Here is a 21543-nt window from a genome sequence, read left to right as displayed (position 1 = left end):
TTTTACGATGTTCGAACACTTGGTTCTTTTTAAATTCAATGCCAACTATGATCCAGCGACAGGACCTCAGCTTGTGGAGACTTTATTATCTTTTAAAGGGGAAATTCCGGGCATTGTGCAAATCACCGCCGGCGTGAATGAGACTGAGGAAACAGACAATATTCGTGGTTATACACTAGGACTACGGGTAACTTTTGAAAATAAGGAAGCCCTGCGCCAATACGGCCCTCATCCGAAACATCAAGCATTTGTGCAAATGCTGACAGACATTCTCGATAATGTCGTCGTAGCGGACTACCCCATCCAATAACGGGAACTGGCTCTGGATCTACGAAAAAACAAACTTGCAGCAGTCGTTCAGTCTCCAAAGATCCCCTGGCAATCTTGCTTTACAATCTTCAGCTGTTTCTCAAAATCAGTATCAGGCTTAATATTGTCCAGAGCATGCCAATGGTTCTTCAGGTCCCGCCAGTAAATGCCCCAACCTTGTTCACTCCTGCAAAATTGGGCAATACCCCATTCTATCCATTGTCCATTCAGAAGAATCGGCCGCTCATCCAGCAATGTTACCGTATCCTCATGTATCCGATACTTGAGTTTACGCTGCGGGTTAGAGCGCCCGGAGTTCTGGACTTTTATATAATGATCCATGATTTTCTCTATTCGTTTCTTTGTAAATGGATCCAGCATCTCATCCTCACCTCTTAAGAAGATTCCAGAGGTTACTTTATCATTTTTACATATACATAATCTGAACCGGGAACGCCGTTAACGCTGAAATAGAAGGTGAGTTGGAATTTCCGCAATCACTTTTCCAATCAACTTATCCTTGGCAACAAACGGCTCCTGCCATAAATGGCCGTCATAACTGATATTCCGGTTATCTCCGAGGAAGAAATAATGATCCGCCGGGACCGTAACCGGCCCAAAGCTATAGTTCATCGGCTCTTTCAGATAAGGCTCATCTACCTTGAGGCCGTTTCTGTACAAAGCCCCCTCCTTGATCTCTACAGTATCACCAGGAAGTCCGATAAGCCGCTTAACATAGCGTTTACCTTCATCGCCCGGCACCGGTGGGTAGAAGACCACAATATCGCCATGCTCCAGTGAAGTCATCCACAGCAGTTTCTCAACAATAAGACGGTCATTGATCTGGATCGTCGGAATCATCGATCCGGTAGGGACCTTCATCGCTTCAGCGACATAGGTTCTCAGGAATAAGGAAACTACAAGGGCAATCACGAGTGTCGGCACCCATTGCTTGGCATATTTCATCATGATTATTCACCTCACCAATCTCTATAATTAGCTCTTGCTCTTCATTCACCTAAGCATTCAATAATGCGGTTCATTTCATCTTCCACATCCAGCACAGAATCCTGCGGAATATGTATTACGACCAATCCGCCAAAAATCTGCTCCCAGCTTCCACCAGCACCATTGACCCGCTGCTTGAAGGCGGCCAGAATCGGTGAATACGCGGTATCTTGGGTTAGCAACCAGGCATATCTTTTTAAATTGGATTTCCGTACAGTCTCCTGATAGTAGTAGACTCCCCGCTCTTCCTTGAGCCGGATTACATCCCCCATAGACACGCCAGGATTAAAAATTGGTGTCTCTTCTATTCGGTACATGTCCCCGTCTACCGGGGTTACATCCAGAATCTCAATCTCAAATCCCCGTTCATCAAAACATATATGCAGCTCCAAAGGCTTCGGCATCAGCATACCTCAATTCTTTCTGTTAAATATCAAATCCATATATGATAGTTTACCTTATTCAGCCCAAAAAACACAAAACTTCACTACTTCTTCAAATTCATATCTATGATTCTTTCAAGCCACTTCCAGGGCAGAAGCGTCTTGGCCCACCTCAGGATACGCGTTCCTTTCCCAATTGGATAACGTAGCCGTGGCGAAGACATTCCTGCAATCCGCCCAATCAAATCTGCTACCTGCTGCGGATCAGGGGCCGATTCTGCGGTCTTTCTGGTGTAGCTCAGTACGGCATCGAGCCGCTCTCTGTACGGTGAATCAGGGCTGGTGGTAATGCTGTCCAGTCCTTTGCCCCAGATGGCGGTGCGGAATGAGCCCGGTTCAACGATGACAACCTTGATGCCAAACGGCGACATTTCGTGGCGCAGGCTTTCACTGAAACCTTCCACCGCGAATTTGGAGGCAGCGTAAGGCGCATATCCGGGGAATCCAGACAGACCGCTAATACTTCCAACGTTGATAATTGTTCCACTTTCCTGTCTACGCATCAGCGGCAGCACTGCCTTAGTTACAGCAATAAGACCGAACAGGTTCGTTTCGATCTGCCCGCGCCAATCGTCCATTGTCACTTCTTCCACGAATCCACCCACAGCGTATCCCGCATTGTTCACCAGCATATCTATTCTTCCAAAAGTTGCGGTCACTTTAGCCACAGCCATATCAATGGAAGCCTGGTCTGTTACATCCATATGTATAAAGTACAGCTTATCCAGCACGCCCTCCTGCCGGGCACGTTGCTCAAGCTCACTGTTGCGGCTGAGATTTCGCATGGTTGCAGCCACTTTGAAGCCTTTCTTGGCAAGCGTAATAGCTGTCAGCAGCCCAAAGCCGCTGGAGCTTCCGGTTATCAGGGCTACCTGTTCCTTCGAACGTTCTTGGTAGGGAGTCATCCTGGCCCTCCTTTATCAATTGGTTATTTTATGTTAACAAAAGTATATTTCATGATCAAAAAGAAAACAAATGTTCTATTTCCTGATTGACTATCCAGTAATTTTCAAGTTATAGTAAAAACATAAATATGATAGATTTGCGGGCGAAGCACCTCGCAGGACAGGCAGAAATGCCTTTCTTGGGGGTGCTTTTTTTGTGCCTACTACTATTTCAGAAAAGAGGTTGAGATCAATGTGGGAGCCAATGATTGCAGATGAAGCAGGTAACAGAAAGGGTAATCGCTCAGCGGTTACCAAGGGAACAACGGTGTATCGAAAGTTCGCTGCTGTTATTTTGTTAACGTTATCCCTGCTATTTCTGCATCTGCCTCAAGCCAAGGCGGCAACATCAGACTGGGATATGGCGCTAGAACGGATTAGTAATTTGTACAACGACTATTCTGCCTTGCAGGAAAACATCACACTGAATACAGGAATCCTCCAGAAGCTGCGCAAGCAGAACAATGACGAGCTGAAGGCAATCCAGGGGAAGCTCAAATCCACCGACCAGGTTCTAATCGACAACTTGAAGCTACAGGCCGATGCAGTACGTAAGAAGCATGCGCCGCTGCTGGAGAAGTATAAGACACTAGGACAACAGGCAGCCGCTGCACGCAAAGCCAAAGATCTAAAGAATGCCGCGGTCCTCGATCTGCAGCGCAACAAGCTCAAAACAGCGGTTGCAGCGGCACAAGCAGAGATCAAAGCTAAATCTGAAGCATTGGCGCTAGCCCGAAAGCAGACCACTGACAAGACCCAGCCAGCCAGGGAAACTCTAGCAGCTATATCAGCACTTCGGAAGGAGACCACCTCTGGGAATAAAGAGCTTACTGCTGCACAAAGGCTTCGCACAGAAGCGCATAAGCGCTATCAGGCAGGAATGAAGCAAGGTGACGCACCCGGTGCTGCTGCCGGAATGGAAACCTCTTTTGCCCAGATGAAAATCGTTCAAGCCCTGCAGCTGAAGCTGATAGGCTGGGAGAAGCAGATCTCCGCCCTGCTCCGTGCAGCGGAGCTGAAACTTCCCAAATAAACACCGGTGCTGATGGGCTATTTATGCTGACCACATTTTGTTTTCAGATCAGCTTGACCAACATGCTAATGAAGAGCGCAGCGGGATACAGCACAACTTGGCCAAGTAAGGTGCCCAGGAATCTTGAGCCCATCAGCACAACATAAATTTTCCCCAGCTGATCCCGATACTCCGCATGCTGAGTGGCCTTGTGCGTAATAATCCCCAGCTGCGGGTCAATGAATACTGTAAGCATAATCGTCGCGAGTCCGTTAATAAGTCCAGATGCCTGTGAGGCCGTCGTGCTGAACTGTGGAACGAGATGTGCAGCATAGAGCGAAGATAACACACCTACGGTGTAAAAGGCCGTAACGAAGATATTCATAACGATAAAACGTTTAGGAATCCCCAGATACCTGAAGCTGTAGAGTTTTACCTTTGGTTTTCTTATGTATTTTCGGGTGTTCTTGAGCTGGCTTATCGTGACACTGTTCAGCAGCTTAGGAATTGACCCTTCGATTTCCAGCTTGGAGATGACCCTTTCGAACAGGCCCACAAATGTCGGAAAGACAGCTATAGCAATTAAGGTGCCCAGAGATGAAGCCAGCATAATTATCATTAAATAGTTAAGCAGCGGGAAATGGGGGTTCACCTTGGCATAATCGACGAATTTAGCTGTCAGCGGGGCCTGTATCATATTGGCCGTTCTGGATACTAGAACAATGATTCCAGTCAGGGATAAGGCAATCGCAATTTTGTTTAGTCTCACCCCGGCAAATCTGATCGAATAGGATAGTGTCTCCGCGGTATGGATGATCAAGGTGAGCAGGCATACAATAATGAGACTGTTGGTCATGTTCTCATTCATCTCCAATGCTTGACTTTATAAGCTTGCGAGATCGCTCTATCCAGAACAAAGACGACAGTAATTCCGATAGTATACCTGAGTAGATCAATCCATAGGAACCCTTTTCCTAATACCAGGCCTCCCAGTACAGTAGCGCGTATACTGTTTATCCAGTCCGCTTGATATAACTGGCTGAATTCAATGCCATAACTGAACAGCAGACTTAGCCAGAAGGAGAGCAAGAGCTGTCGTCTAGTTAATAGCAGCCGGAAACCAAAGTAGACCATACTGCCCCATAGCGCATCGCCAAAATGCCTGGAGATAAACAGCGGCAACACATCCGCAAACGCTCTGGAGCCAAGGCCAAGCCCGATAACGAGCAGAACGGCGGCAAGGTAGATTAGTTTAGTTCTCCACATGATATAAATACCTATAAATATATGTTTTCATTATTACCTCCAAATCGATGTCCATGACTTCTACTAACAAATGATGCTTTATTCAAATATCGGTTTTAAGGAAGAACTACTCTTTGCAAAAATCTCTTGCGGATAAGGAATCGCTAGCTCTGGCAGCTCTTCTTCCTTAAAAAACCTCAGTTCCTCTGCCTCTCCGTCCAGTCCCACAAGCGTTCTATTGATCATTGAACATTCGAATACCATGGCCAGATACTCCACCTGATGACCATTGTTATATTCAAATCTAAATTTCTCACCGCCAAACACGCCGATCATCCGGTTCGGATTAACCATGAGTCCCGTCTCTTCATACACCTCTCTGCGTATAGAACGAGATGGTTTCTCTCCCGGTTCGATGGCACCTGCTGGCAGACCCCATAGTGTCTCGCCCGGCTTGCGGATAAACAAGATCTCATCTTCTTCATTTCTTATGACTGCCGCTACAGAGGGAATTAGTAGCAACTCTGGTCCGATCTTTTCCCGTAATCCTCGATAGTACTCAGACATTGGCATGGCTAACCATCCTTTGGGTTTATGACGTGACCTTAATTAAACTACTATATATGTATATTAGACAAAGCCCCACGGTTGACCTTGTTCATCTTAACTTTTTCTCCCACCGGTTCAAGAGCATACAAAACGCGCACCTGTTTGTAATGAATTTGCATAGTCCCGGCTGATTACTGCCACAATAGATAAGCACCATGACTATCATTCGATGCCAGGGAGGATTACACAATGAGTCCAGTCAAACCGGATAAAAACCTGATCAACACAGTAAGTGACCTTGAGACGACACCTGTGACAAGCCAGCAAGCCCAGCAGCTCGGACAAAAGAAAAAGGACCATCGAAAAGAAATGATCAGTAGTGATGATCAGAAATTCCAGAAGAATGAGCAGAATACGTATAAATAATATGAAAAAAGGGAGCTCTGTACCTTTGTACAGGGTTCCCTTTTGATCGTTAGGCCTAGCCTCTCTTTATTATGAAGAGTATTCGCCCTTCATGATATTTTTTCGCAGACAATCTTCATCCCTCTCCTAGCTCCACTTCTTTCTGCCCCCGACCTCGGGTCCAGCAGGTCCATAGAATATCTGCGCTAAATAACAGGATCACTAACGGCATGGCTATCTGCCACACCTCCCCCACCTGACGGTACAACAACACCATGAGCGGCTGAAGCACATACATACAGGCAATAGACAGCATCCACCAGTATACAGAAAACCGCAGGCAGATATGTCCATGAAGCTGGTAAGACATACCGGAGTAGTCCCACCATTGCTTGTGAAATGCTTTTTGCAGCAGCCAACCACTAGCGTATTCAACCGCTGACGGGATCAGTAAGGCACACAACAGGAATATTGGAAGCGATACTCCCAAGTCCCGAACAGCCAGCAACAATAGCGGAGCCAAGCCGTACATCGGTTTGAATGGGCCTCGCAGAAAACCTTCTTTGCGAAAGGTCCCCTGGCTATATAAATTGTAGGTTCCTTCGAGTACCCAGCCCAGAAAGGAATACACCATAAAGTAAAAAAAGTACTCGCTAACCACAGCAACTGGCCCGTAGTTATACAATGAGATAAACGGTGTTCGAGTGAAAATTGAAATAGCTCTCGCCCCCTACTGTGCATCTGGTGAATGAACATCGGGACATAGCATGCCTTCCTTAGACTGGAAATATTCGCTGTAAACAAAACAGACCATCCATATGGATGGCCTGTTTGGCGTTCTTATCGCTGATTCTTTGGAAGCGGGTCAGGATGCGCGGATTCCGCAGGTTTAGCGACCCAGTCGTCTGCCTGCGGCTCGATGTCGACCCCACTCTCCATCTTCTTGATTTCCGCCAGTGAATCACCGGATTTATTTTTCTTATTGCGGATGTCCGCTTCATTCTGAATATGATCCGTCATGTGGAATCCTCCTTTTGGGCTGTACGATGTTGGTTCTTAGTTATCGTTACCCGTTGAGGTTGTTTCCAAACATGGCGCAATGACGCTCCGGACGGATGATCTTGGGAACGCCGAGGAACCCTGGACGTTGACAACTGAGCGGACAGCAACGACAAGACAATTGCATCGCAGTTTCTTCATAGGCTCATTCGCTGTAGACTCTGAACACAATATCCTGCTCGTAATTACCGCTTCCGCAGCCGTATAATGCCAGTCGGCCCCGCCTTCGGTTCACTTCTGCAGCCGTAACCCTGAATGTCCATTGCTCGTGATGCCAGCAAATATCAGCCAGCGTCACCTCGGAAATCTGTTGTCCATCCATGAATGTGCCGCTGGCGTTAATCCGCAGCACTTTTAGCAGACCCCGCCGGTTCACTTCATTCTTCCAATAATCCGCGGTCAGGGAATTCCTCAGTTTGCTTGACTCTCCAGGTCCGGTCCATCTCCCCAAATCTCTGTCGTTCAGTGTAAAGATGATGTCTGTCGGCCATTTCTCGTTCACATGCGACGCCTCGGAGCCGATTTCCATGGAGATTTCAATCTCCTGCACAGCGATGTCCCTGAAAAGATAATTAGGCACTTTGTATTCCACGTATCCCTTATCAAGCCACAGGACGCTGGTATCAGCATGGCATGGGTCTCTGAACCTCCGTGCATCATCATCACAGTAGCCCACCACTTTATCCGTGCCCATAATTCCACAGCCAGGAGCGACTTGCAGATCGGTGTAATGCCCGACAGGGACGGACACCTCGACGACTTTTCGGGCAACTGCACTTGCCCCGGTCAGCTTCACCAGAAAATAGTTCGCAGACAGCGAACAATATTTATAGGTACCCCCGTCGATCCGTCTCATTTTGGAGCTGACAATGCCTGCTTTCTGCAATTTGACTACATGAGAACTGACAATTGCGCTGCTGAGATGAAGCTCTGCAGCCAGCTCCTTGATATGCATTTCCCGCTCACCCAGCAGATCTACAATCCGCAGACGGACTTCGCTGGCGAGTGCTTCATACACCCGCAGGGATTGGGTATCTGTCGTTAAGTACATGTGTACACCTCCATAATCATGATGGTCATGAAATTATATATCAAGGAACAGAATAAATACATAATTTTGGATAAAGATTGGAGAGTCTCATAAAAAAAACAGGCACGGAGTTTTCCGGCCTGTTCTTGATCTCATTTTCTTATACCCACTGGATTACCTGACCAGCGTCTTGCCGTATCTTCCTGCGCGGATCGTTAAGCCGATAGCCAAACGCCACCATACAGGAAATGCCAAAGTGATCGGCGTCCATAATTCCTTCTGCGGACAGGATTTCTTCAATCTTACGTTTGTTAAAGCCCTCAATGGGACAGGAGTCCACTCCGATTTGCGCTGCAGCCGTCATCATATTGCCTAGCGCAATATAGGATTGTCGGCAACCCCATTCAAATAGCGCCCGTTCATTATCTTTCAGTTCAAAATCATTTTTCAGGAAGTCATCGAACCTGTTTTTCCTTCCCTCGAAGGCCTCAGGTGGCATGTTTTGAACATTTTGCATTAGTCCACTGAGATAATCGGAGTTAGGCAACAGATCTTTAGGCAGTCTGGACAAAATAAGTACGAAATGGCTCGCTGTCCGCAGCTGTCTCTGCGCTCCCCAGGCATAGTCATACAATTTCTCACGGAGTACCGGGTTCTGAACCACCACAAATTTCCATGGTTCAAAGCCAAAGGAGCTTGGGGACAATCGTCCTGTCTCCAATATAAATTCAAAATCCTCATCGTTGATCTTTTTGCTACCATCAAATTCCTTGGTCGCATGTCTGAAGTTGTAAGCTGACAGGATTTCTTTTTTCACAGATGTTGTTTCCACTATTGATCCCTCTCTTCTTCTCATTGAATTGACGTATAACCGATCACAGTTTTAATATTAAGTTATATACTTCGTTTTTATAAGTACGCACATTAATGTGATGTAGTATACAAAATGATACCAAGGGGAGAAGATCTCATGCCTAATCGAAAAAGCCGCTTTAGCGACGATATCTCACTGGACACAGGGCAGGCTTGCCCTGTAGAACATACACTGAATGTCATCGGTGGCAAATGGAAGGGAATTTTGCTGTATCATCTAATGGATGGGACCAAACGATTCAGCGAATTCCGCCGAATCTGTCCAGGAATTACCCAGCGGATGCTGACCCTGCAGCTTCGTGAGTTGGAAGAAGATGGTGTAGTGCATCGTGAAGTGTACCATCAGGTTCCTCCTAAAGTGGAGTATTCGTTGACCGAATTTGGAAGAACCTTAACTCCGATCATAATGCTTATGAAGGATTGGGGCGAGGAATATAAAATAAAACAGCTTTCTACAGAAAGCTGCCGCATAGACACAGAAGCCGGCCAATAAGGCCGGTTTTTTGGTTATTTTCAGCGTGCGGATAGGGCTGTATTGTATGAAGATCCAACTTCGTGCGAACACTAGGTACGCCATGCGTTGTTTCACTCCAGCCCCTGAAACTATTCCCGTCGCCGGTACACGCCAGGGGATACACCGTAACGCTCCCGGAACACCTTATGAAAATACGTGTAACTGCCAAAGCCGCATTCTTCTGCAATACGTTCCAAAGTGTAGTTGCTGTTATCCATAAGGCTCAGGGCCATGGCCAGACGGATTTGCTTGGCATATTGAATCACGGAATAACCAAACTGCGCCTTGAACAGATGTACGGCTCTTGTGAGACTAATTCCGGCATGGGAGGCCACATCCTCCAGACGAATGACGGAGGTAGCATGCTCTTCGATGTAACCTTTCATTTTAAGGGCAAGCAGCAGGGATGCGGATGAGGTCACAGGTGCCTCTTCAATGGCCCGGTCGAGAAGCAGACATAAAGCCTTGAATAAGGCCTCAAGAATCTCCGCGTTGCCTCCGTCCAACCTTCTTTGTTCAAGGATAAGCTGCTGCCATACACTGTGTATTTTACCGACATCAGCAATTCTGATTTTCTTCGGGCGCTCGCGTTTGTTCCACCAGTAATCCACCCAGTCACCCGTACACATGACAAAATAATCGCCGCTGTGGCCCAGCGGACTTTGCTTCTCTCCGATCCGCAGATCGTAGATCTCCCCAGGAGGGAATAAAAGCATGTCCCCAGGCAAGACGGTCACCATCTTACCGTCGATCAGCGCTTCGGACTCGCCTTCTACCTGGAGCCGGATGATATAGGTTTCGAGACCGTTTCGGAATAACTGCCGAAAGGGCTGATCATGGCTGACGTAGGCGCTGAGCTGTATGTTCACGCCAATTTTTTCCATAGTTACTCCTCTTTTCTTTACACTTTCATGACCAGATTGATGAGGTTATTAGCCATATTGTTTCTTCAAAGGAGGCCGGAATTCCTCCTATAATAAATTTATGAAATTACCTAGGAGGTTATCGTCACTATGAGCCAAGGAACTATTCGCGTCATCCAGACCGCTAAAGATACTGCAGATCGACTGACAGAAAAGCAAGCGCTTACCTTCATTCCTGACACCGAGGAAAAAGAAAACACGCTGATCAATATTTATGATGATCTTGAATATCAGGAAATTGAAGGCTTTGGCGGTGCGCTTACCGAAGCTTCGGCAGTAACGTTGGCCAAGCTAAGCGAAGAGAATCAGAAGAAAGTCATTGATGCTTATTTCGATCGGGAGCAAGGCATTGGCTACACCCTGTGCCGCTCACATATTCAAAGCTGTGACTTCTCACTGGGCAACTACACTTATGTAGAAGAGCAAGATGCCGAGTTAGCAACTTTCGATATTTCCCGTGACCACACGTCCATTATTCCGCTGATCAAGCGCGCTTCCAATGCAGTAGGTACAGATTTCCGTCTCTTCTCCTCACCATGGAGCCCTCCAGCCTTCATGAAGACGAATGGTGAAATGAACAATGGCGGCAAGCTCAAACCGGAATACAGAGAAGCCTGGGCCAATCTTTTCGTTAAATACATCCAGGCCTATGCCGAAGAAGGCATCGATATCTGGGGAGTCAGCGTACAGAATGAAGCCAAAGCACAACAAATTTGGGATTCCTGTATCTACACCGCTGAGGAAGAAAAGGATTTTGTCCGCGATTACCTCGGACCTGCACTGGAGAAAGCCGGCCTGTCCCACGTTAAGGTATTGATCTGGGATCACAACAAGGAACGTGTCTATGACCGTGCCAAGGTTGCATTTGAAGACCAGGCTGCATCCAAGTACATCTGGGGCATCTGCTTCCACTGGTACTCCGGAGATCACTTTGAAGCGTTGTCTGCGGTACATGACCGCTTCCCGGATAAGAAACTCTTCTTCAGCGAAGGCTGTCAGGAAGGTGGCGTTCACCTCGGTTCCTGGAAGACAGGCGAGCGTTATGGCCATGACATCATCGGTAACCTGAACAATTGGATGTCCACTTGGACTGACTGGAATATCCTGCTCGACGAGCAAGGTGGTCCTAACCATGTAGGCAACTTCTGCGATGCCCCGATTATTGGCGACACCGTACAGGATGAACTTATCTTCGAGAGCTCCTACTACTACATCGGGCATTTCAGTAAATATATTCGTCCAGGCGCTAAGCGCATTGGAAGCTCCAAGTACACCGATCATCTGGAGACAACAGCGTTCCGCAACCCAGACGGAACCATTGCCGTTGTTGTCATGAACCGGACGGACAATGAGCTGCCGTTCACCCTCCGTTGCCGTGAACAGCTGGCTGAGACCTCCATTCCGGGTCATGCGATCCAGACACTTCTGTTCAAATAAGTGAACAAGAAAACGGGTACCCTCCTTATTATTAGGACGGTACCCGTTTTCCATGTTGCTAGTGGTACAGCAGCCAGGCTACCAGTGGAGCAGTAAAGGAGCCAGCAATAGCGCACACGGTCATCGCGACCGAGCTCATGGACAAGGACTGTTCCCCATATTCCAGCGCCTTAGCCGTTCCCAGTGCATGTGAAGCCGTTCCTAGACCAATTCCAATCCCGATCTCGCTGCGGACTCTGAACAGCTTCAGGATGTATGGGCCGGCAATGGCACCGGTAAATCCGGCAATCATGACAAAGACAGAGGTCAGGGACGACTCCCCTCCCAAGCTGCCAGAGATCTGGATCGCTACCGGCGTCGTGATGGACTTAGGCAGAAGTGAAAGAATATACTGCTTCGGAAACCCCATCAGCAGAGCCAGCAGGATTCCGCTGAACATCCCTACCAGAAGACCACTTAATGTACCTCCCAGAACCGCTGGAAGGTTACGGCGCAACACATGACGCTGGTTATAGAGCGGATATGCTAAAGAAACCACTGCGGGACCCAGTAGCTTGTTAATCCACTGTCCGCCGATCATGTAAGTCTCGTAGGGAATTTCAAAGTACAGCAGCAGGACGACGACCAGGAACGTCGCAGTTAAGGCTGGCATTAGAAGAGGGATGCGAAATCTTTTATAGATCAAGGCCATCACCACATATATGCTTACATTGGCAAATACAATTGCAATCGCAGTCAGAATCATCAAGCTTCCTTCCCTTTCTCTTCCGTACCTGGCAGGGCCCTTGGTACATCCATGCTCCATCTGGCAAACCATCTGCTGGAATGCGCCGCCGCACCAATTGTGACTGCCGTACTCAAGACCAGCACTACAATCAGCAGCAGCCCTTTTCCGCTAAACAGACTTAAGTGATCGACAATACCAGCTGTCGCGGGAATAAAAAATAAGGGAAGATACGCCAAGATCGCCGCAGACCCGTGCTCAATCCATCGGACAGGCACAACCCGGCACAGCAGCAGAATAAAAAGAAGCAACAGGCCGATAATACTTCCCGGTATGGGAAGATGCAAAAGCTGCTTCACAGCCTCGCCAGCCAGGGAGAATAAGTACAGCAGTACCACCTGAGCAATAATTCGCACAATCTTCATCAGACAAAAGTCCCTTCACGGAGTAAACTATCCTTATGTTATTGTAAAAAATGGACTCTATCAGACTAACAGAGATTTCATGATTTTTTCAATGTATAATATGAAACTCTGATGTATTTTCACTAAGTGCCGATTTTTGTTATAATCAATTCAATTCGTACTTATGAATTGAGACATAGAAGAAGGGGACGTTTGCATTGTCAAAAATAATCAAGACTTTAACCATTGCCGGTAGTGACTCCAGCGGAGGCGCTGGCATTCAGGCTGACCTGAAAACTTTTGAGGAATATGGAACTTACGGCTTCAGCGCGCTGACCACCATTGTAACAATGGACCCGGACAACGGCTGGCACCATAATGTCTATCCGGTGGATGCCGCTATCGTTGCTGAGCAGCTTAAGACCATTTTCGCTGGCGGTCCAGTTAATGCCATGAAGACCGGTATGCTGGGCAGTGTAGAGATTGTTAAGGTAGCCGAGCAAGCGATCCGTGAGAATCTGCAGAGCAATGTTGTCATTGATCCTGTTATGGTCTGCAAAGGTGAAGACGAGGTGCTGAACCCGGAGAGCGCGCAAGCGATCCGCGATTTGCTGCTGCCTCTGGCCACCGTAGTTACACCTAACCTGTTTGAAGCAGGTGTACTGTCCGGTCTCGGCAAACTCACTACTATCGAAGAAATGAAAGAAGCTGCACGATTGATCCACGGACTGGGTGCCCGTAATGTTGTAGTTAAGGGCGGTAAGGCACTGGATGGCTCCAAAGCAATCGACGTCTTCTTCAACGGTACAGACTACACCGTCTTCGAAGCGGATAAAATCGAACCGGCACACAACCACGGCGCAGGCTGCACCTTTGCGGCTGCGATTACCGGTGGACTTGCGAACGGCCTGACCGTAGACGAAGCGGTTGCCAAAGCGAAAGACTTCGTCTCTGCAGCCATCCGCAACGGCTTCGCGTTCAACCAGTACGTAGGACCGGTCTTCCACGGCGGACACCGCCTGGAACAATAGGTCTCGCCCATCTGGCGAACAATCTTGTCATACAAAAGAGCAGAGCCGATATCCTCGGCTCTGCTCTTTTTATACGGCTATAGTAAGCTGCTCAGCAGCTTTCAACTTGTTAACGAGAGTAGACACCCTATTTGCCTAAATGCGCCCTACAGGCTATTTTCCTCAGGCTACCGTTCCCTCAGTTCTCCCTGACAGTCGTTTCAGCATCTTCACGTTCATTTACGAAGTTAAGATGGCTTCTGCCCCAACCACACATGCTATCCAGTACTACTGCAATCGTTCTACCGTGCTCAGACAGGCTGTATTCCACGCGTGGAGGCATCTCCTGATAAAAGATCCGGTCAATGAGCCCGTCCTCCTCCAGCTCCCGTAGCTGCTTTGTGAGCGTTCCCTGGGACACGTCCGGTATCCTCCGCCGCAGTTCCCCGAACCTCTGCGTCCCGTCCACCAGCAGCATGAACAGGATCAGCGGCTTCCATTTGCCCCCAATAACATCCAAGGTTGCCAGAACGCCTGTCAGTCTGGGCTCCTGCGAATTTCGTTTCATCATCATCACCTCTCCTGTTCTCTCCATCATACCTGTGACGCCCCTCAATTGCACGTCTCTCCTAATAGTACGAATTTTCGTACCGGGTACGAATAAAGTGCGTACTGTGCAGCTCCGTTATTTTACCCAATAATAGAATAGAAACCAACAAACGAACAAAGGAGAACAACCTATCATGTCAACTCTTACTCTACAAAATCAGCGGGTCGTTATTATAGGAGGAAGCTCCGGGATTGGCCTCGCAACGGCCAAACAAGCGGTGGAACAAGGTGCATCCGTCGTTCTGGCAGGTCGGTCCTTGGACAAACTGGAACTGGCACAGGAAAAACTGGGCGCAGACTCCGTAGAAATATATACTTTGGACAACAAAGATGAGGAACAGCTGAAATCCTTTTTCGAGCAAGTGGGTCCGTTCGATCATCTGTTCACGCCTGGAGCCAGCTATGTCAGAGGTCCGATCACGTCAAGTGCGGAGGTTGCCCGCAGCTGCTTTGACGCTAAATTCTGGCCACAATACAATGCTGTAAAATATGGTGCCCCGCAGATGCGCCCGAATGGCTCGGTCGTACTGATGTCTGGTGCCTTTGGGCAAAGACCGCTCTCAGATGGTGCTTCCTACGCTGCCTGCAATGGAGCCATCGAAAGTCTGGGTAAAGCACTTGCGGTGGAGCTGGCCCCTATTCGGGTCAATGTCATTTCCCCAGGGACGATTCATACAGAATTTAACTGGGAAGGCGCCGAACAAGCGGTTCGGGATGAATCCTATGACGCCTATGCCAAAATCAACCTGCTCGGCCGGATCGGCACAGCTGCAGAAGCCGCACATACCGTCGTATATCTGATGACGAACGGATACACCACCGGCAGCACCCTGTTCCCGGACGGCGGCTATATTTTACGCTAATCTCCTAGCATACTCTAAAACAAAAGGTGCCCCGGACAGCCAGCAAGCTGGTCAATTCGGGACACCTTCTATGTATTTCTGAATTATTTCTGTCCAGTCATGGCCAGATAGCTTGTCTCACTCACGACACGGCGTGCGGTAACATAACGATCAGCATAATACGATTCCGACAATTTGCTGATGCGAACGCCCTTGCTGCTAGAAGAATGAGCGAACTCGCCATCACCGATATAAATACCTGCATGAGAGATCCCGTTACCGAGGGTATTGAAAAATACTAAATCTCCGACACGAAGATCTTCTTTAGCTACAGCTGTTCCCGCTTTAGCTTGGGACTGCGAGGTGCGCGGAAGATCTCCCGCATTGAACTTATTAAGTATGTATAAAATAAATCCGGAACAATCAAAACCCGCTACTGTTGTGCCTCCCCATACATAAGGAGTACCAAGAAGTTGGTTCACTTCATTCTCGATCTTAACGTCACTGGCAAACGCGGCTGGTGCTGCTGCAGTTAATAGAATAGCGGCTCCAAGTACAGAAACAATAAACTTCTTCAGACCGTGATTCTCCCTTCAAATGCCTACGGAGTTAGCTGAGGGTTCGGTTAAAGGTTTCCCTATATTCCCTTGCTTTCAGGAATAATTCACCCAGATGTGGTTCCCCCGTTTTCAACGATTGAAATTCGGCAACATTGATTAATATTTTGTAACTATTTGTATAGTAGTATAGATGTCCCCCTCCTGTCAATGCCATTTGATAGATTCATAACTTTATTTGACTCCACATTCTTTCTACATATTCATAGTTTATACTGCTATTTATCGCTTATTTTTCAGGCGATCGACCCTGCTTTTTCTAGCAATTCTTCCTCTATCAGTCCCGCAGGAGTACATGAATACGCAGATGAATAACTGGTAACATTCTTGTAATCACTGCGGGTAACTGGGGTTGAATCCCGGTATTCGGATCATGATCCGAATTGAATGTTAGTTCAATAAATTCATTATTTTGTTTGCATATGCATTCCAATCCTTATTGTCAGTATTTATTTCTATCGTTGGTAGAATTGATAAACTAGATTGTTTACGCAGTTCTGATTGGGTTTGTATAAATTCATCGGCTGACTTTCTGATCTCTTCTCTTGATTTGCTTGTCCATTCGTGAGGTGTTCGACTTTGCATTCTTTGCTCTACGTTGCCGGGGGAGACCGTTAATAATACACATGTAGCACCAAGGTGGAGCAATTCATTTTCAAGTGATTCAATTTCATACAAGGAGTCGGAGGGGAAGGCCACCCTGTGATTCAAATGGAATCTTTCCAATATAAAAAATATACCTCTAGATGCCCGGGATGCCTCTGGACCTAAATAAGTTGCCCACTCATTTAATTGTCGTAGCATGCTAACCCGTTCTTTTAATATATGTAGATGTTCATCACGACTTAAGCGTTTAAATTCTCCATGAACATTGTTTAATACTTGGGAATAGTGTTCACTCAAGACAATAATACTGCGCTCCGATGATTCTTCTTGTGCTTGAAGTAGCTTTAGAGCTTTTAAAACAGATGTTTTTCCTGCATGAGAAAACCCTTCCAAGATCATTCCTCTGATATGGCTCATTACAGACCTCCAACTAACAATTATTTGAAATTAAATATAACTATAACAAAGAAAAGTACATATGAGCCGAAAATTTCTTTGTTCTCTCCCTCACCAATTCAGCTACGCTTGCTTCGACGGTCAGCTCCCGCTTTTACTCTCCCCGGGTTATGAATCCTCTCTTTTACGCGCATACTACTCTTACACATTCAATATGAATCACTGCGAGAGGAGAATGCCGTATGACGCAATTATTCCGTAATTCTCTGCCCGCTGGGGCGAGTCAGCCTGCGCCTGTGCTGCCTGTTCCTCTTTCTTTCAACCGGAACTGGCTACAGGATTTGGAGTCAAAGCTTGATAAAGGCGGACCCTGGGGCGACTGGCGATTGTCACAGCTGGCCGTGCAGGGCGAAGAAGCGGGTCTGGTTAGTAGCTTCGACGAATTGCAATGTATGAAGCATTTGTCCGGCCTCTCCCCGCTTCCCCACCAAATCGATACAGCACATAAGGTGCTATTCCAAATGTCGGGTCGGGCCATTCTCGCCGATGAGGTTGGACTTGGCAAGACGATCGAAGCCGGGCTGATCCTCAAGGAGTATCTCGTACGTGGACTCGTGTCCAAGGTACTGATTCTCGTTCCGGCCTCCTTAGTGCTGCAATGGGTTCGGGAGTTGAACGCCAAATTCGGCATTTCTGCCATTGCTCAGAAGAAAGCCTATTCCTGGGGTAACGACATTGTCGTCGCTTCTCTGGACACCGCCAAACGTGATCCGCATAAAGAAGTACTGATGAACAACGAGTACGACATGCTGATTATTGACGAGGCCCATAAGCTCAAGAATAAGAAGTCAACCAATTACCAGTTCGTACAGCAGCTGCGTAAAAAATATTGCCTCCTGCTTACCGCCACCCCTGTGCAGAACGACCTCGGCGAGCTGTTCAATCTCATTACTTTGCTGAAGCCGGGACAACTAGGGAATCAAGGTGATTTTGCCACCAACTTTGTTGTCGATAAGCGCCAGCCCAAGAACGAGGAACAGCTCCGCGGGGAGCTGTCCAAGCTAATGATCCGCAACCGCCGCGGAGAGGGGCCGGTCAATTTTACGAAACGCAAAGTCCGCAACATCCCCCTGACACTGTCAGAAGAAGAGAAGCGACTCTATGACGGGGTTACTGCCTTTGTCAAAGAACAGTATCAAGAGGCTGGCGGAAATCTCAGCAGCATGCTCTCTCTTGTCACTCTACAGCGGGAGGTATGCAGCAGCCGGGATGCCGTCTTTATCACCTTGGTGAACCTGATCAAGAAATTGCCTGAGGATTCCCCTAAGCGTGACCGGATGATGGAGCTGCTTCAGACAATTCGTACGGTAAAAGCGAATACCAAGGCAGAAAAGACTCTGTCGCTGATCCGTGAAATGAACGAAAAGGTGATTGTGTTCACCGAATACCGGGCCACTCAGGAATATCTGCTGCAATACTTCCGGGAAGGCGGACTGCAATGCGTTACCTATTCCGGGGGCATGAATCGTGGCAAAAAAGACTGGATGATGGATCTGTTCCGCGGCCGCGCCCAGGTGATGATTGCCACAGAAGCCGGCGGCGAGGGCATCAATCTGCAATTCTGCCACCATATGATCAACTTCGATCTGCCATGGAATCCCATGCGGGTAGAGCAGCGGATCGGGCGTGTTCACAGGCTGGGGCAGCAAAATGACGTGATCATCTATAATCTGTCGACCCAAGGCACCATTGAAGAGCATATCCTGCATCTGCTGCATGAGAAGATTAATATGTTCGAGATGGTCATCGGCGGACTCGATGTCATTCTGGAAAAGTTCGAGAAGAAGGAATCGCTGGAGAAGAGCCTGTACAAGATCATGCTGGAATCGCAAGACGAGGAGCAGCTGCGCAGTGGTCTTAACCATATTGGTGAGTCTCTAAGTCAATTGAATACCCGCATCAAGAAGGAAAGTGAGACAATCATATGACCCTCTCCCCACAGCAAGTGCGCAAGCAGGTTATGGATTATCTTGAGGCCACAGACTGCTCGATTATTGAGACCTCTCCCCTGCATGTAACAGTCAAGCTCTCTCCCCGTGCAGATCAGATGCTCACGGATCGTCCCTATTATTGGGGCTTCGTAGAACGTACCGGAGTTGAGCCAGAGACACTGTCATTCACGTTCGTGTTCAACCCTGAGCAGTATGACAGTCAGGCTGAAGCCGCCTTGGTACCCCGGAGTTCAGGATTAGGTAATCCGGGGTTAATGAGGGCCGACACCGGCAATGGAATAGCCAGCAAGCCTGTGGAAATAGAAGCGGCCACAGAACCTGGGGGCATCATTTCCGCAGGCTCTGTAGGGTCTCCCGCCCCTCCTGGCAATCCGCAGGACAGTATTTTGTCCCGCTACTTCGGCGTTGTACCCGCGCTGCCCCGGATAGGCCCCGGCATGATCAGGCGCGAGGATGTTATCTATGGCAGCAAACGGCTGCGCCAGATCTGGGAAGCTGCACGCGAGGAAGGGAAATGCCTCTACCTGTTCGAAGATCCTGGGAGTCGCCAGCGGACAACCCTGTTCTCAGCAGCCTATGAGCCATGGCTTGGAGTCTATTACAAGGTGGAGATGTCATGTGACCTGAAGCGTGAGGAGCTGCATTTTATGGGAATCTCTTTGGTCACAGGTGTCATCACCTATGAATTTGGAAGCAAGCTGTCACCACTCAAGCTGACCCCGCGCCTCCCAGAGAATGTCCATGTTCAGCCGCTTGAAATGTCGGTGACGGCAGGCGCGGAACAGCTCGAGGCTAGTCTTACCGCTCGTCTTGCGGAGCTGGATTATAGCTGGGCGGAAGAAGCCCGTGAACGATTGCGGCTGGAGCTGGCTATAATCGACGTCTATTACGAAGAATTGCTCAAGGAACCGGATGAAGAGAAGCGTAAAGAGATCGAGGAGCAATATGCCCGGCGCCGGCAGGAAACCTCATGGCAATATGAACCGCAAATTGCAGTTTCTGCGGTCACCTATGGACTGTTTCATTTGCGGAAGACATAGAATGCGACCCGGCTCGCTAAAAGCAGGCAAAAAAACAGCGGAATTCCCGCAGCCGTCCGCGACAGCTTGCAACACTCTTTTTACAGCTTGTCCTTTACAATATCAGTAAGCCCATGGAGAAGAAAGGTGATCGGTGATATGAAAATATTCGTCCAGCGGGGACGCCGCCGCAGGCTCCCAGCTTCCCTCCTGCTGTTGTTATGCCTGGTACTGGCAGCAGCAAGCTTTGGTTTCCCAACGCAGCTCGCTGCGACTGGTGGCCGAATAAGCGTTGTACAGGCTGTCTCACAGGAGGTACCGCCCATCTTCCGGTTTCAGGAGGCTTCCGCCCCTGTCACCTTGGAAGACTTCGCCCAATCGAATATCGAGAAGCTCTCTGAGCAGGCCCCTTTCAAGGAATGGGCAAGTGCAAAGCCTCAATATTACCCACTGGGTCCCGGAACGCATGGCTGGCTCGTCAATGTGATGAATGGCAAGCAGCGAATCGGTTATATGATTATCTCCGCCGCAAAGGATGGAGGTTATGTACTGAGTGAATATGGAGCCGGAACCTATGGTCTCCCCTACAGCTTGAGCGAACTGCACCGGTTACTGGTGCAGCAAGGACTTATATCTTCCACTTATTCGGGTACTCTGGAACTTACAGCGTTGTATGCCCCCCTTCTGCCAGTATGGAAATTAAAGATTGACGGCAAACTGCTTTTTATCGATGCCGCTGCACCACAGATCCTGCCCTGGACGCTAAGCCAGGCGGATAACGCACTCAAGAATACAACAGTCAGTGTAGAGGATGTAACCAGTAAAAAGGCTACCGTCCCTCATACTGCTTACCGGACCGGAGGAACAGACGACCCTTATGCCGATTTACTATGGCTGACATCGCCCAAGCTGGCTGTCAAGGATGCGGACAGCTTTACTGCTGAGATTGCTCCCGGCGTAAGCCTTGTCTTTCAGGCAGCGGGCCGCAATGAACTGTTCGGAGCGCCCTTTACGATTACAGGCTACCAGAGCTGGCTGCCGACAGAGAAAACTGCGGACGCCAAGACGGTTCTATACGCAGCTACAGGGGCAGGAGGCAAACGTTACTTGCCGCTGTCCGTATTGATCCAGAGCGGCACGCTTCATAAGTTACCCGGCAATCGTACAGCGTCATTCAATTAGAAGCATTATGATGGTGTGATCATGAGGATATCTGAACATGAGAACATGACAAATAACCTTCCTGCGCCTTTTCTGGCTTAAGGAAGGTTATTTGCTGTAATATGGGCGGAGCCAGAACTAGGCTAAGCATCATGCCCGTTAAGGGAGGATACGGAGTCCTTTTCCTTTCGTGGCCAGTTTCCCCTCCAAATAGACCAACCCATAGGGATCATACCGAACCACTTCTCAGACCACGGCTGCTTCGCCATTTCCTTATGGGAACGGATGCTGCTGCGCGGGTCCTCGATAAATACGACTATTTTCTCGGTGATATACTTCACCAGCTCATCGCCGCCTGAAGCCATATTGGCCACCTCCTGCACTGTTTATCC

Annotated in this window: 28 protein-coding genes and 1 riboswitch; of the genes, 10 read left to right on the top strand and 18 right to left on the bottom strand. The window is 48.4% G+C overall.

Annotation, left to right across the window (positions count from 1 at the left end):
• The first annotated feature begins 7 nt into the window (after positions 1 to 7).
• Positions 8 to 310 (top strand): Dabb family protein, encoded by a 303-nt coding sequence (locus HPT30_RS27485; protein ID WP_175374455.1) that lies wholly within the window; start codon positions 8 to 10, stop codon positions 308 to 310.
• Between the two features lie 47 nt (positions 311 to 357).
• On the opposite strand, the gene HPT30_RS27480 is transcribed toward HPT30_RS27485, so the two are convergent.
• From HPT30_RS27480 to HPT30_RS27465, 4 genes are all read right to left on the bottom strand, one after another.
• Complete coding sequence (locus HPT30_RS27480; RefSeq protein WP_246317486.1) at positions 358 to 690, bottom strand: DUF3024 domain-containing protein; 333 nt, start codon at positions 688 to 690, stop codon at positions 358 to 360.
• A 78-nt stretch (positions 691 to 768) separates the two neighbouring features.
• The gene (lepB, locus tag HPT30_RS27475) at positions 769 to 1278 is read right to left on the bottom strand and encodes a signal peptidase I (RefSeq protein WP_175374454.1); all 510 of its coding nucleotides are present in this window, start codon (positions 1276 to 1278) and stop codon (positions 769 to 771) included.
• A gap of 41 nt (positions 1279 to 1319) precedes the next feature.
• Positions 1320 to 1721, bottom strand: a complete 402-nt coding sequence (locus HPT30_RS27470) for a DUF4265 domain-containing protein (RefSeq protein ID WP_175374453.1) — start codon at positions 1719 to 1721, stop codon at positions 1320 to 1322.
• Between the two features lie 83 nt (positions 1722 to 1804).
• Positions 1805 to 2665 carry an SDR family oxidoreductase gene (locus HPT30_RS27465; protein WP_175374452.1) on the bottom strand — a complete coding sequence of 287 codons (861 nt, stop codon included), beginning with the start codon at positions 2663 to 2665 and terminating at the stop codon, positions 1805 to 1807.
• A gap of 232 nt (positions 2666 to 2897) precedes the next feature.
• Here HPT30_RS27465 and HPT30_RS27460 point away from each other — a divergent pair, with 232 nt between their 5' ends.
• A complete protein-coding gene (locus tag HPT30_RS27460) occupies positions 2898 to 3737 on the top strand; it encodes a hypothetical protein (protein WP_175374451.1) in 840 nt (279 codons plus the stop codon).
• Positions 3738 to 3780: 43 nt separating this feature from the next.
• Here HPT30_RS27460 and HPT30_RS27455 read toward each other — a convergent pair whose 3' ends face one another.
• From HPT30_RS27455 to HPT30_RS27445, 3 genes are all read right to left on the bottom strand, one after another.
• Positions 3781 to 4572, bottom strand: a complete 792-nt coding sequence (locus HPT30_RS27455) for a lipid II flippase Amj family protein (RefSeq protein WP_175374450.1) — start codon at positions 4570 to 4572, stop codon at positions 3781 to 3783.
• Between the two features lie 8 nt (positions 4573 to 4580).
• Positions 4581 to 4982, bottom strand: coding sequence for a ribosomal maturation YjgA family protein (locus HPT30_RS27450; protein WP_175374449.1), 402 nt, complete (start codon positions 4980 to 4982; stop codon positions 4581 to 4583).
• Between the two features lie 78 nt (positions 4983 to 5060).
• Positions 5061 to 5534, bottom strand: coding sequence for an NUDIX domain-containing protein (locus HPT30_RS27445; RefSeq protein ID WP_175374448.1), 474 nt, complete (start codon positions 5532 to 5534; stop codon positions 5061 to 5063).
• Between the two features lie 225 nt (positions 5535 to 5759).
• Here HPT30_RS27445 and HPT30_RS27440 point away from each other — a divergent pair, with 225 nt between their 5' ends.
• Positions 5760 to 5936, top strand: a complete 177-nt coding sequence (locus HPT30_RS27440) for a hypothetical protein (protein WP_175374447.1) — start codon at positions 5760 to 5762, stop codon at positions 5934 to 5936.
• Positions 5937 to 6051: 115 nt separating this feature from the next.
• Here the strand turns inward: HPT30_RS27440 and HPT30_RS27435 are convergent, their stop codons facing one another.
• The 4 genes from HPT30_RS27435 to HPT30_RS27420 all read right to left on the bottom strand — a co-directional run bounded on the left by HPT30_RS27435 (position 6052) and on the right by HPT30_RS27420 (position 8860).
• Positions 6052 to 6576 (bottom strand): putative ABC transporter permease, encoded by a 525-nt coding sequence (locus tag HPT30_RS27435; protein ID WP_312876383.1) that lies wholly within the window; start codon positions 6574 to 6576, stop codon positions 6052 to 6054.
• A gap of 179 nt (positions 6577 to 6755) precedes the next feature.
• Positions 6756 to 6935 (bottom strand): hypothetical protein, encoded by a 180-nt coding sequence (locus tag HPT30_RS27430; RefSeq protein WP_175374446.1) that lies wholly within the window; start codon positions 6933 to 6935, stop codon positions 6756 to 6758.
• A gap of 184 nt (positions 6936 to 7119) precedes the next feature.
• On the bottom strand, positions 7120 to 8025 hold the full coding sequence (locus tag HPT30_RS27425) for an ArsR/SmtB family transcription factor (RefSeq protein ID WP_175374445.1): 906 nt from the start codon (positions 8023 to 8025) through the stop codon (positions 7120 to 7122).
• A 139-nt stretch (positions 8026 to 8164) separates the two neighbouring features.
• Positions 8165 to 8860: an NAD(P)H-dependent oxidoreductase gene (locus tag HPT30_RS27420; protein ID WP_217622544.1), complete on the bottom strand. Its 696-nt coding sequence runs from the start codon at positions 8858 to 8860 to the stop codon at positions 8165 to 8167.
• A 114-nt stretch (positions 8861 to 8974) separates the two neighbouring features.
• Here HPT30_RS27420 and HPT30_RS27415 point away from each other — a divergent pair, with 114 nt between their 5' ends.
• Positions 8975 to 9370, top strand: a complete 396-nt coding sequence (locus HPT30_RS27415; RefSeq protein ID WP_175374443.1) for a winged helix-turn-helix transcriptional regulator — start codon at positions 8975 to 8977, stop codon at positions 9368 to 9370.
• Between the two features lie 110 nt (positions 9371 to 9480).
• Here the strand turns inward: HPT30_RS27415 and HPT30_RS27410 are convergent, their stop codons facing one another.
• Positions 9481 to 10275 carry an AraC family transcriptional regulator gene (locus tag HPT30_RS27410; RefSeq protein ID WP_175374442.1) on the bottom strand — a complete coding sequence of 265 codons (795 nt, stop codon included), beginning with the start codon at positions 10273 to 10275 and terminating at the stop codon, positions 9481 to 9483.
• 129 nt (positions 10276 to 10404) lie between these two features.
• Between HPT30_RS27410 and HPT30_RS27405 the strand changes: the two genes are divergently transcribed.
• The gene (locus HPT30_RS27405) at positions 10405 to 11751 is read left to right on the top strand and encodes a glycoside hydrolase family 30 protein (protein ID WP_175374441.1); all 1347 of its coding nucleotides are present in this window, start codon (positions 10405 to 10407) and stop codon (positions 11749 to 11751) included.
• Positions 11752 to 11809: 58 nt separating this feature from the next.
• On the opposite strand, the gene HPT30_RS27400 is transcribed toward HPT30_RS27405, so the two are convergent.
• Complete coding sequence (locus HPT30_RS27400; protein WP_175374813.1) at positions 11810 to 12496, bottom strand: LrgB family protein; 687 nt, start codon at positions 12494 to 12496, stop codon at positions 11810 to 11812.
• Positions 12496 to 12900, bottom strand: coding sequence for a CidA/LrgA family protein (locus HPT30_RS27395; RefSeq protein ID WP_175374440.1), 405 nt, complete (start codon positions 12898 to 12900; stop codon positions 12496 to 12498). Before HPT30_RS27395 ends, HPT30_RS27400 begins: the two co-directional genes overlap by 1 nt.
• 197 nt (positions 12901 to 13097) lie before the next feature.
• Between HPT30_RS27395 and thiD the strand changes: the two genes are divergently transcribed.
• A complete protein-coding gene (gene thiD / locus HPT30_RS27390) occupies positions 13098 to 13910 on the top strand; it encodes a bifunctional hydroxymethylpyrimidine kinase/phosphomethylpyrimidine kinase (RefSeq protein WP_175374439.1) in 813 nt (270 codons plus the stop codon).
• Positions 13911 to 14088: 178 nt separating this feature from the next.
• Here thiD and HPT30_RS27385 read toward each other — a convergent pair whose 3' ends face one another.
• Entirely contained in the window at positions 14089 to 14460 is a 372-nt protein-coding gene (locus tag HPT30_RS27385; RefSeq protein ID WP_175374812.1) for a winged helix-turn-helix transcriptional regulator, read from the bottom strand.
• Between the two features lie 172 nt (positions 14461 to 14632).
• Between HPT30_RS27385 and HPT30_RS27380 the strand changes: the two genes are divergently transcribed.
• Positions 14633 to 15361: an SDR family oxidoreductase gene (locus HPT30_RS27380; RefSeq protein WP_175374438.1), complete on the top strand. Its 729-nt coding sequence runs from the start codon at positions 14633 to 14635 to the stop codon at positions 15359 to 15361.
• An 83-nt stretch (positions 15362 to 15444) separates the two neighbouring features.
• On the opposite strand, the gene HPT30_RS27375 is transcribed toward HPT30_RS27380, so the two are convergent.
• Positions 15445 to 15918: a C40 family peptidase gene (locus HPT30_RS27375; protein WP_175374811.1), complete on the bottom strand. Its 474-nt coding sequence runs from the start codon at positions 15916 to 15918 to the stop codon at positions 15445 to 15447.
• Between the two features lie 4 nt (positions 15919 to 15922).
• Positions 15923 to 16059: riboswitch (cyclic di-AMP (ydaO/yuaA leader) on the bottom strand.
• A 288-nt stretch (positions 16060 to 16347) separates the two neighbouring features.
• The gene (locus HPT30_RS27370) at positions 16348 to 16980 is read right to left on the bottom strand and encodes a hypothetical protein (protein WP_175374437.1); all 633 of its coding nucleotides are present in this window, start codon (positions 16978 to 16980) and stop codon (positions 16348 to 16350) included.
• A gap of 221 nt (positions 16981 to 17201) precedes the next feature.
• Here HPT30_RS27370 and HPT30_RS27365 point away from each other — a divergent pair, with 221 nt between their 5' ends.
• The 3 genes from HPT30_RS27365 (at position 17202) to HPT30_RS27355 (ending at position 21172) form a co-directional block, all read left to right on the top strand.
• Positions 17202 to 18947 carry a DEAD/DEAH box helicase gene (locus HPT30_RS27365; protein WP_175374436.1) on the top strand — a complete coding sequence of 582 codons (1746 nt, stop codon included), beginning with the start codon at positions 17202 to 17204 and terminating at the stop codon, positions 18945 to 18947.
• Positions 18944 to 20011 (top strand): YqhG family protein, encoded by a 1068-nt coding sequence (locus HPT30_RS27360; protein ID WP_175374435.1) that lies wholly within the window; start codon positions 18944 to 18946, stop codon positions 20009 to 20011. The genes HPT30_RS27365 and HPT30_RS27360 overlap by 4 nt, the downstream gene beginning before the upstream one ends.
• 138 nt (positions 20012 to 20149) lie before the next feature.
• A complete protein-coding gene (locus HPT30_RS27355; RefSeq protein ID WP_175374434.1) occupies positions 20150 to 21172 on the top strand; it encodes a hypothetical protein in 1023 nt (340 codons plus the stop codon).
• A gap of 122 nt (positions 21173 to 21294) precedes the next feature.
• Here HPT30_RS27355 and HPT30_RS27350 read toward each other — a convergent pair whose 3' ends face one another.
• Positions 21295 to 21516, bottom strand: coding sequence for a YqzE family protein (locus tag HPT30_RS27350; protein WP_175374433.1), 222 nt, complete (start codon positions 21514 to 21516; stop codon positions 21295 to 21297).
• Between the last annotated feature and the right edge of the window lie 27 nt (positions 21517 to 21543).

The organism is Paenibacillus agri, from assembly GCF_013359945.1.
GTDB lineage: Bacteria > Bacillota > Bacilli > Paenibacillales > Paenibacillaceae > Paenibacillus_AQ > Paenibacillus_AQ agri.
Note: the sequence above shows the minus strand (reverse complement) of the source record. Positions and strands in the feature narration are given on the sequence as shown.

Coding starts and splice junctions, on each gene's coding strand:
- HPT30_RS27355 (WP_175374434.1), top strand. CDS start 20,150: ATGAAAATATTCGTCCAGCGGGGACGCCGCCGCAGGCTCCCAGCTTCC.
- HPT30_RS27425 (WP_175374445.1), bottom strand. CDS start 8,025: ATGTACTTAACGACAGATACCCAATCCCTGCGGGTGTATGAAGCACTC.
- HPT30_RS27465 (WP_175374452.1), bottom strand. CDS start 2,665: ATGACTCCCTACCAAGAACGTTCGAAGGAACAGGTAGCCCTGATAACC.
- HPT30_RS27365 (WP_175374436.1), top strand. CDS start 17,202: ATGACGCAATTATTCCGTAATTCTCTGCCCGCTGGGGCGAGTCAGCCT.
- HPT30_RS27470 (WP_175374453.1), bottom strand. CDS start 1,721: ATGCCGAAGCCTTTGGAGCTGCATATATGTTTTGATGAACGGGGATTT.
- HPT30_RS27450 (WP_175374449.1), bottom strand. CDS start 4,982: ATGTGGAGAACTAAACTAATCTACCTTGCCGCCGTTCTGCTCGTTATC.
- HPT30_RS27480 (WP_246317486.1), bottom strand. CDS start 690: ATGCTGGATCCATTTACAAAGAAACGAATAGAGAAAATCATGGATCAT.
- HPT30_RS27350 (WP_175374433.1), bottom strand. CDS start 21,516: ATGGCTTCAGGCGGCGATGAGCTGGTGAAGTATATCACCGAGAAAATA.
- HPT30_RS27410 (WP_175374442.1), bottom strand. CDS start 10,275: ATGGAAAAAATTGGCGTGAACATACAGCTCAGCGCCTACGTCAGCCAT.
- HPT30_RS27440 (WP_175374447.1), top strand. CDS start 5,760: ATGAGTCCAGTCAAACCGGATAAAAACCTGATCAACACAGTAAGTGAC.
- HPT30_RS27370 (WP_175374437.1), bottom strand. CDS start 16,980: ATGAGCCATATCAGAGGAATGATCTTGGAAGGGTTTTCTCATGCAGGA.
- lepB (WP_175374454.1), bottom strand. CDS start 1,278: ATGATGAAATATGCCAAGCAATGGGTGCCGACACTCGTGATTGCCCTT.
- HPT30_RS27395 (WP_175374440.1), bottom strand. CDS start 12,900: ATGAAGATTGTGCGAATTATTGCTCAGGTGGTACTGCTGTACTTATTC.
- HPT30_RS27455 (WP_175374450.1), bottom strand. CDS start 4,572: ATGACCAACAGTCTCATTATTGTATGCCTGCTCACCTTGATCATCCAT.
- HPT30_RS27445 (WP_175374448.1), bottom strand. CDS start 5,534: ATGCCAATGTCTGAGTACTATCGAGGATTACGGGAAAAGATCGGACCA.
- HPT30_RS27405 (WP_175374441.1), top strand. CDS start 10,405: ATGAGCCAAGGAACTATTCGCGTCATCCAGACCGCTAAAGATACTGCA.
- HPT30_RS27485 (WP_175374455.1), top strand. CDS start 8: ATGTTCGAACACTTGGTTCTTTTTAAATTCAATGCCAACTATGATCCA.
- HPT30_RS27460 (WP_175374451.1), top strand. CDS start 2,898: ATGTGGGAGCCAATGATTGCAGATGAAGCAGGTAACAGAAAGGGTAAT.
- HPT30_RS27420 (WP_217622544.1), bottom strand. CDS start 8,860: ATGAGAAGAAGAGAGGGATCAATAGTGGAAACAACATCTGTGAAAAAA.
- HPT30_RS27400 (WP_175374813.1), bottom strand. CDS start 12,496: ATGATTCTGACTGCGATTGCAATTGTATTTGCCAATGTAAGCATATAT.
- HPT30_RS27415 (WP_175374443.1), top strand. CDS start 8,975: ATGCCTAATCGAAAAAGCCGCTTTAGCGACGATATCTCACTGGACACA.
- HPT30_RS27430 (WP_175374446.1), bottom strand. CDS start 6,935: ATGACGGATCATATTCAGAATGAAGCGGACATCCGCAATAAGAAAAAT.
- HPT30_RS27385 (WP_175374812.1), bottom strand. CDS start 14,460: ATGATGAAACGAAATTCGCAGGAGCCCAGACTGACAGGCGTTCTGGCA.
- HPT30_RS27360 (WP_175374435.1), top strand. CDS start 18,944: ATGACCCTCTCCCCACAGCAAGTGCGCAAGCAGGTTATGGATTATCTT.
- HPT30_RS27380 (WP_175374438.1), top strand. CDS start 14,633: ATGTCAACTCTTACTCTACAAAATCAGCGGGTCGTTATTATAGGAGGA.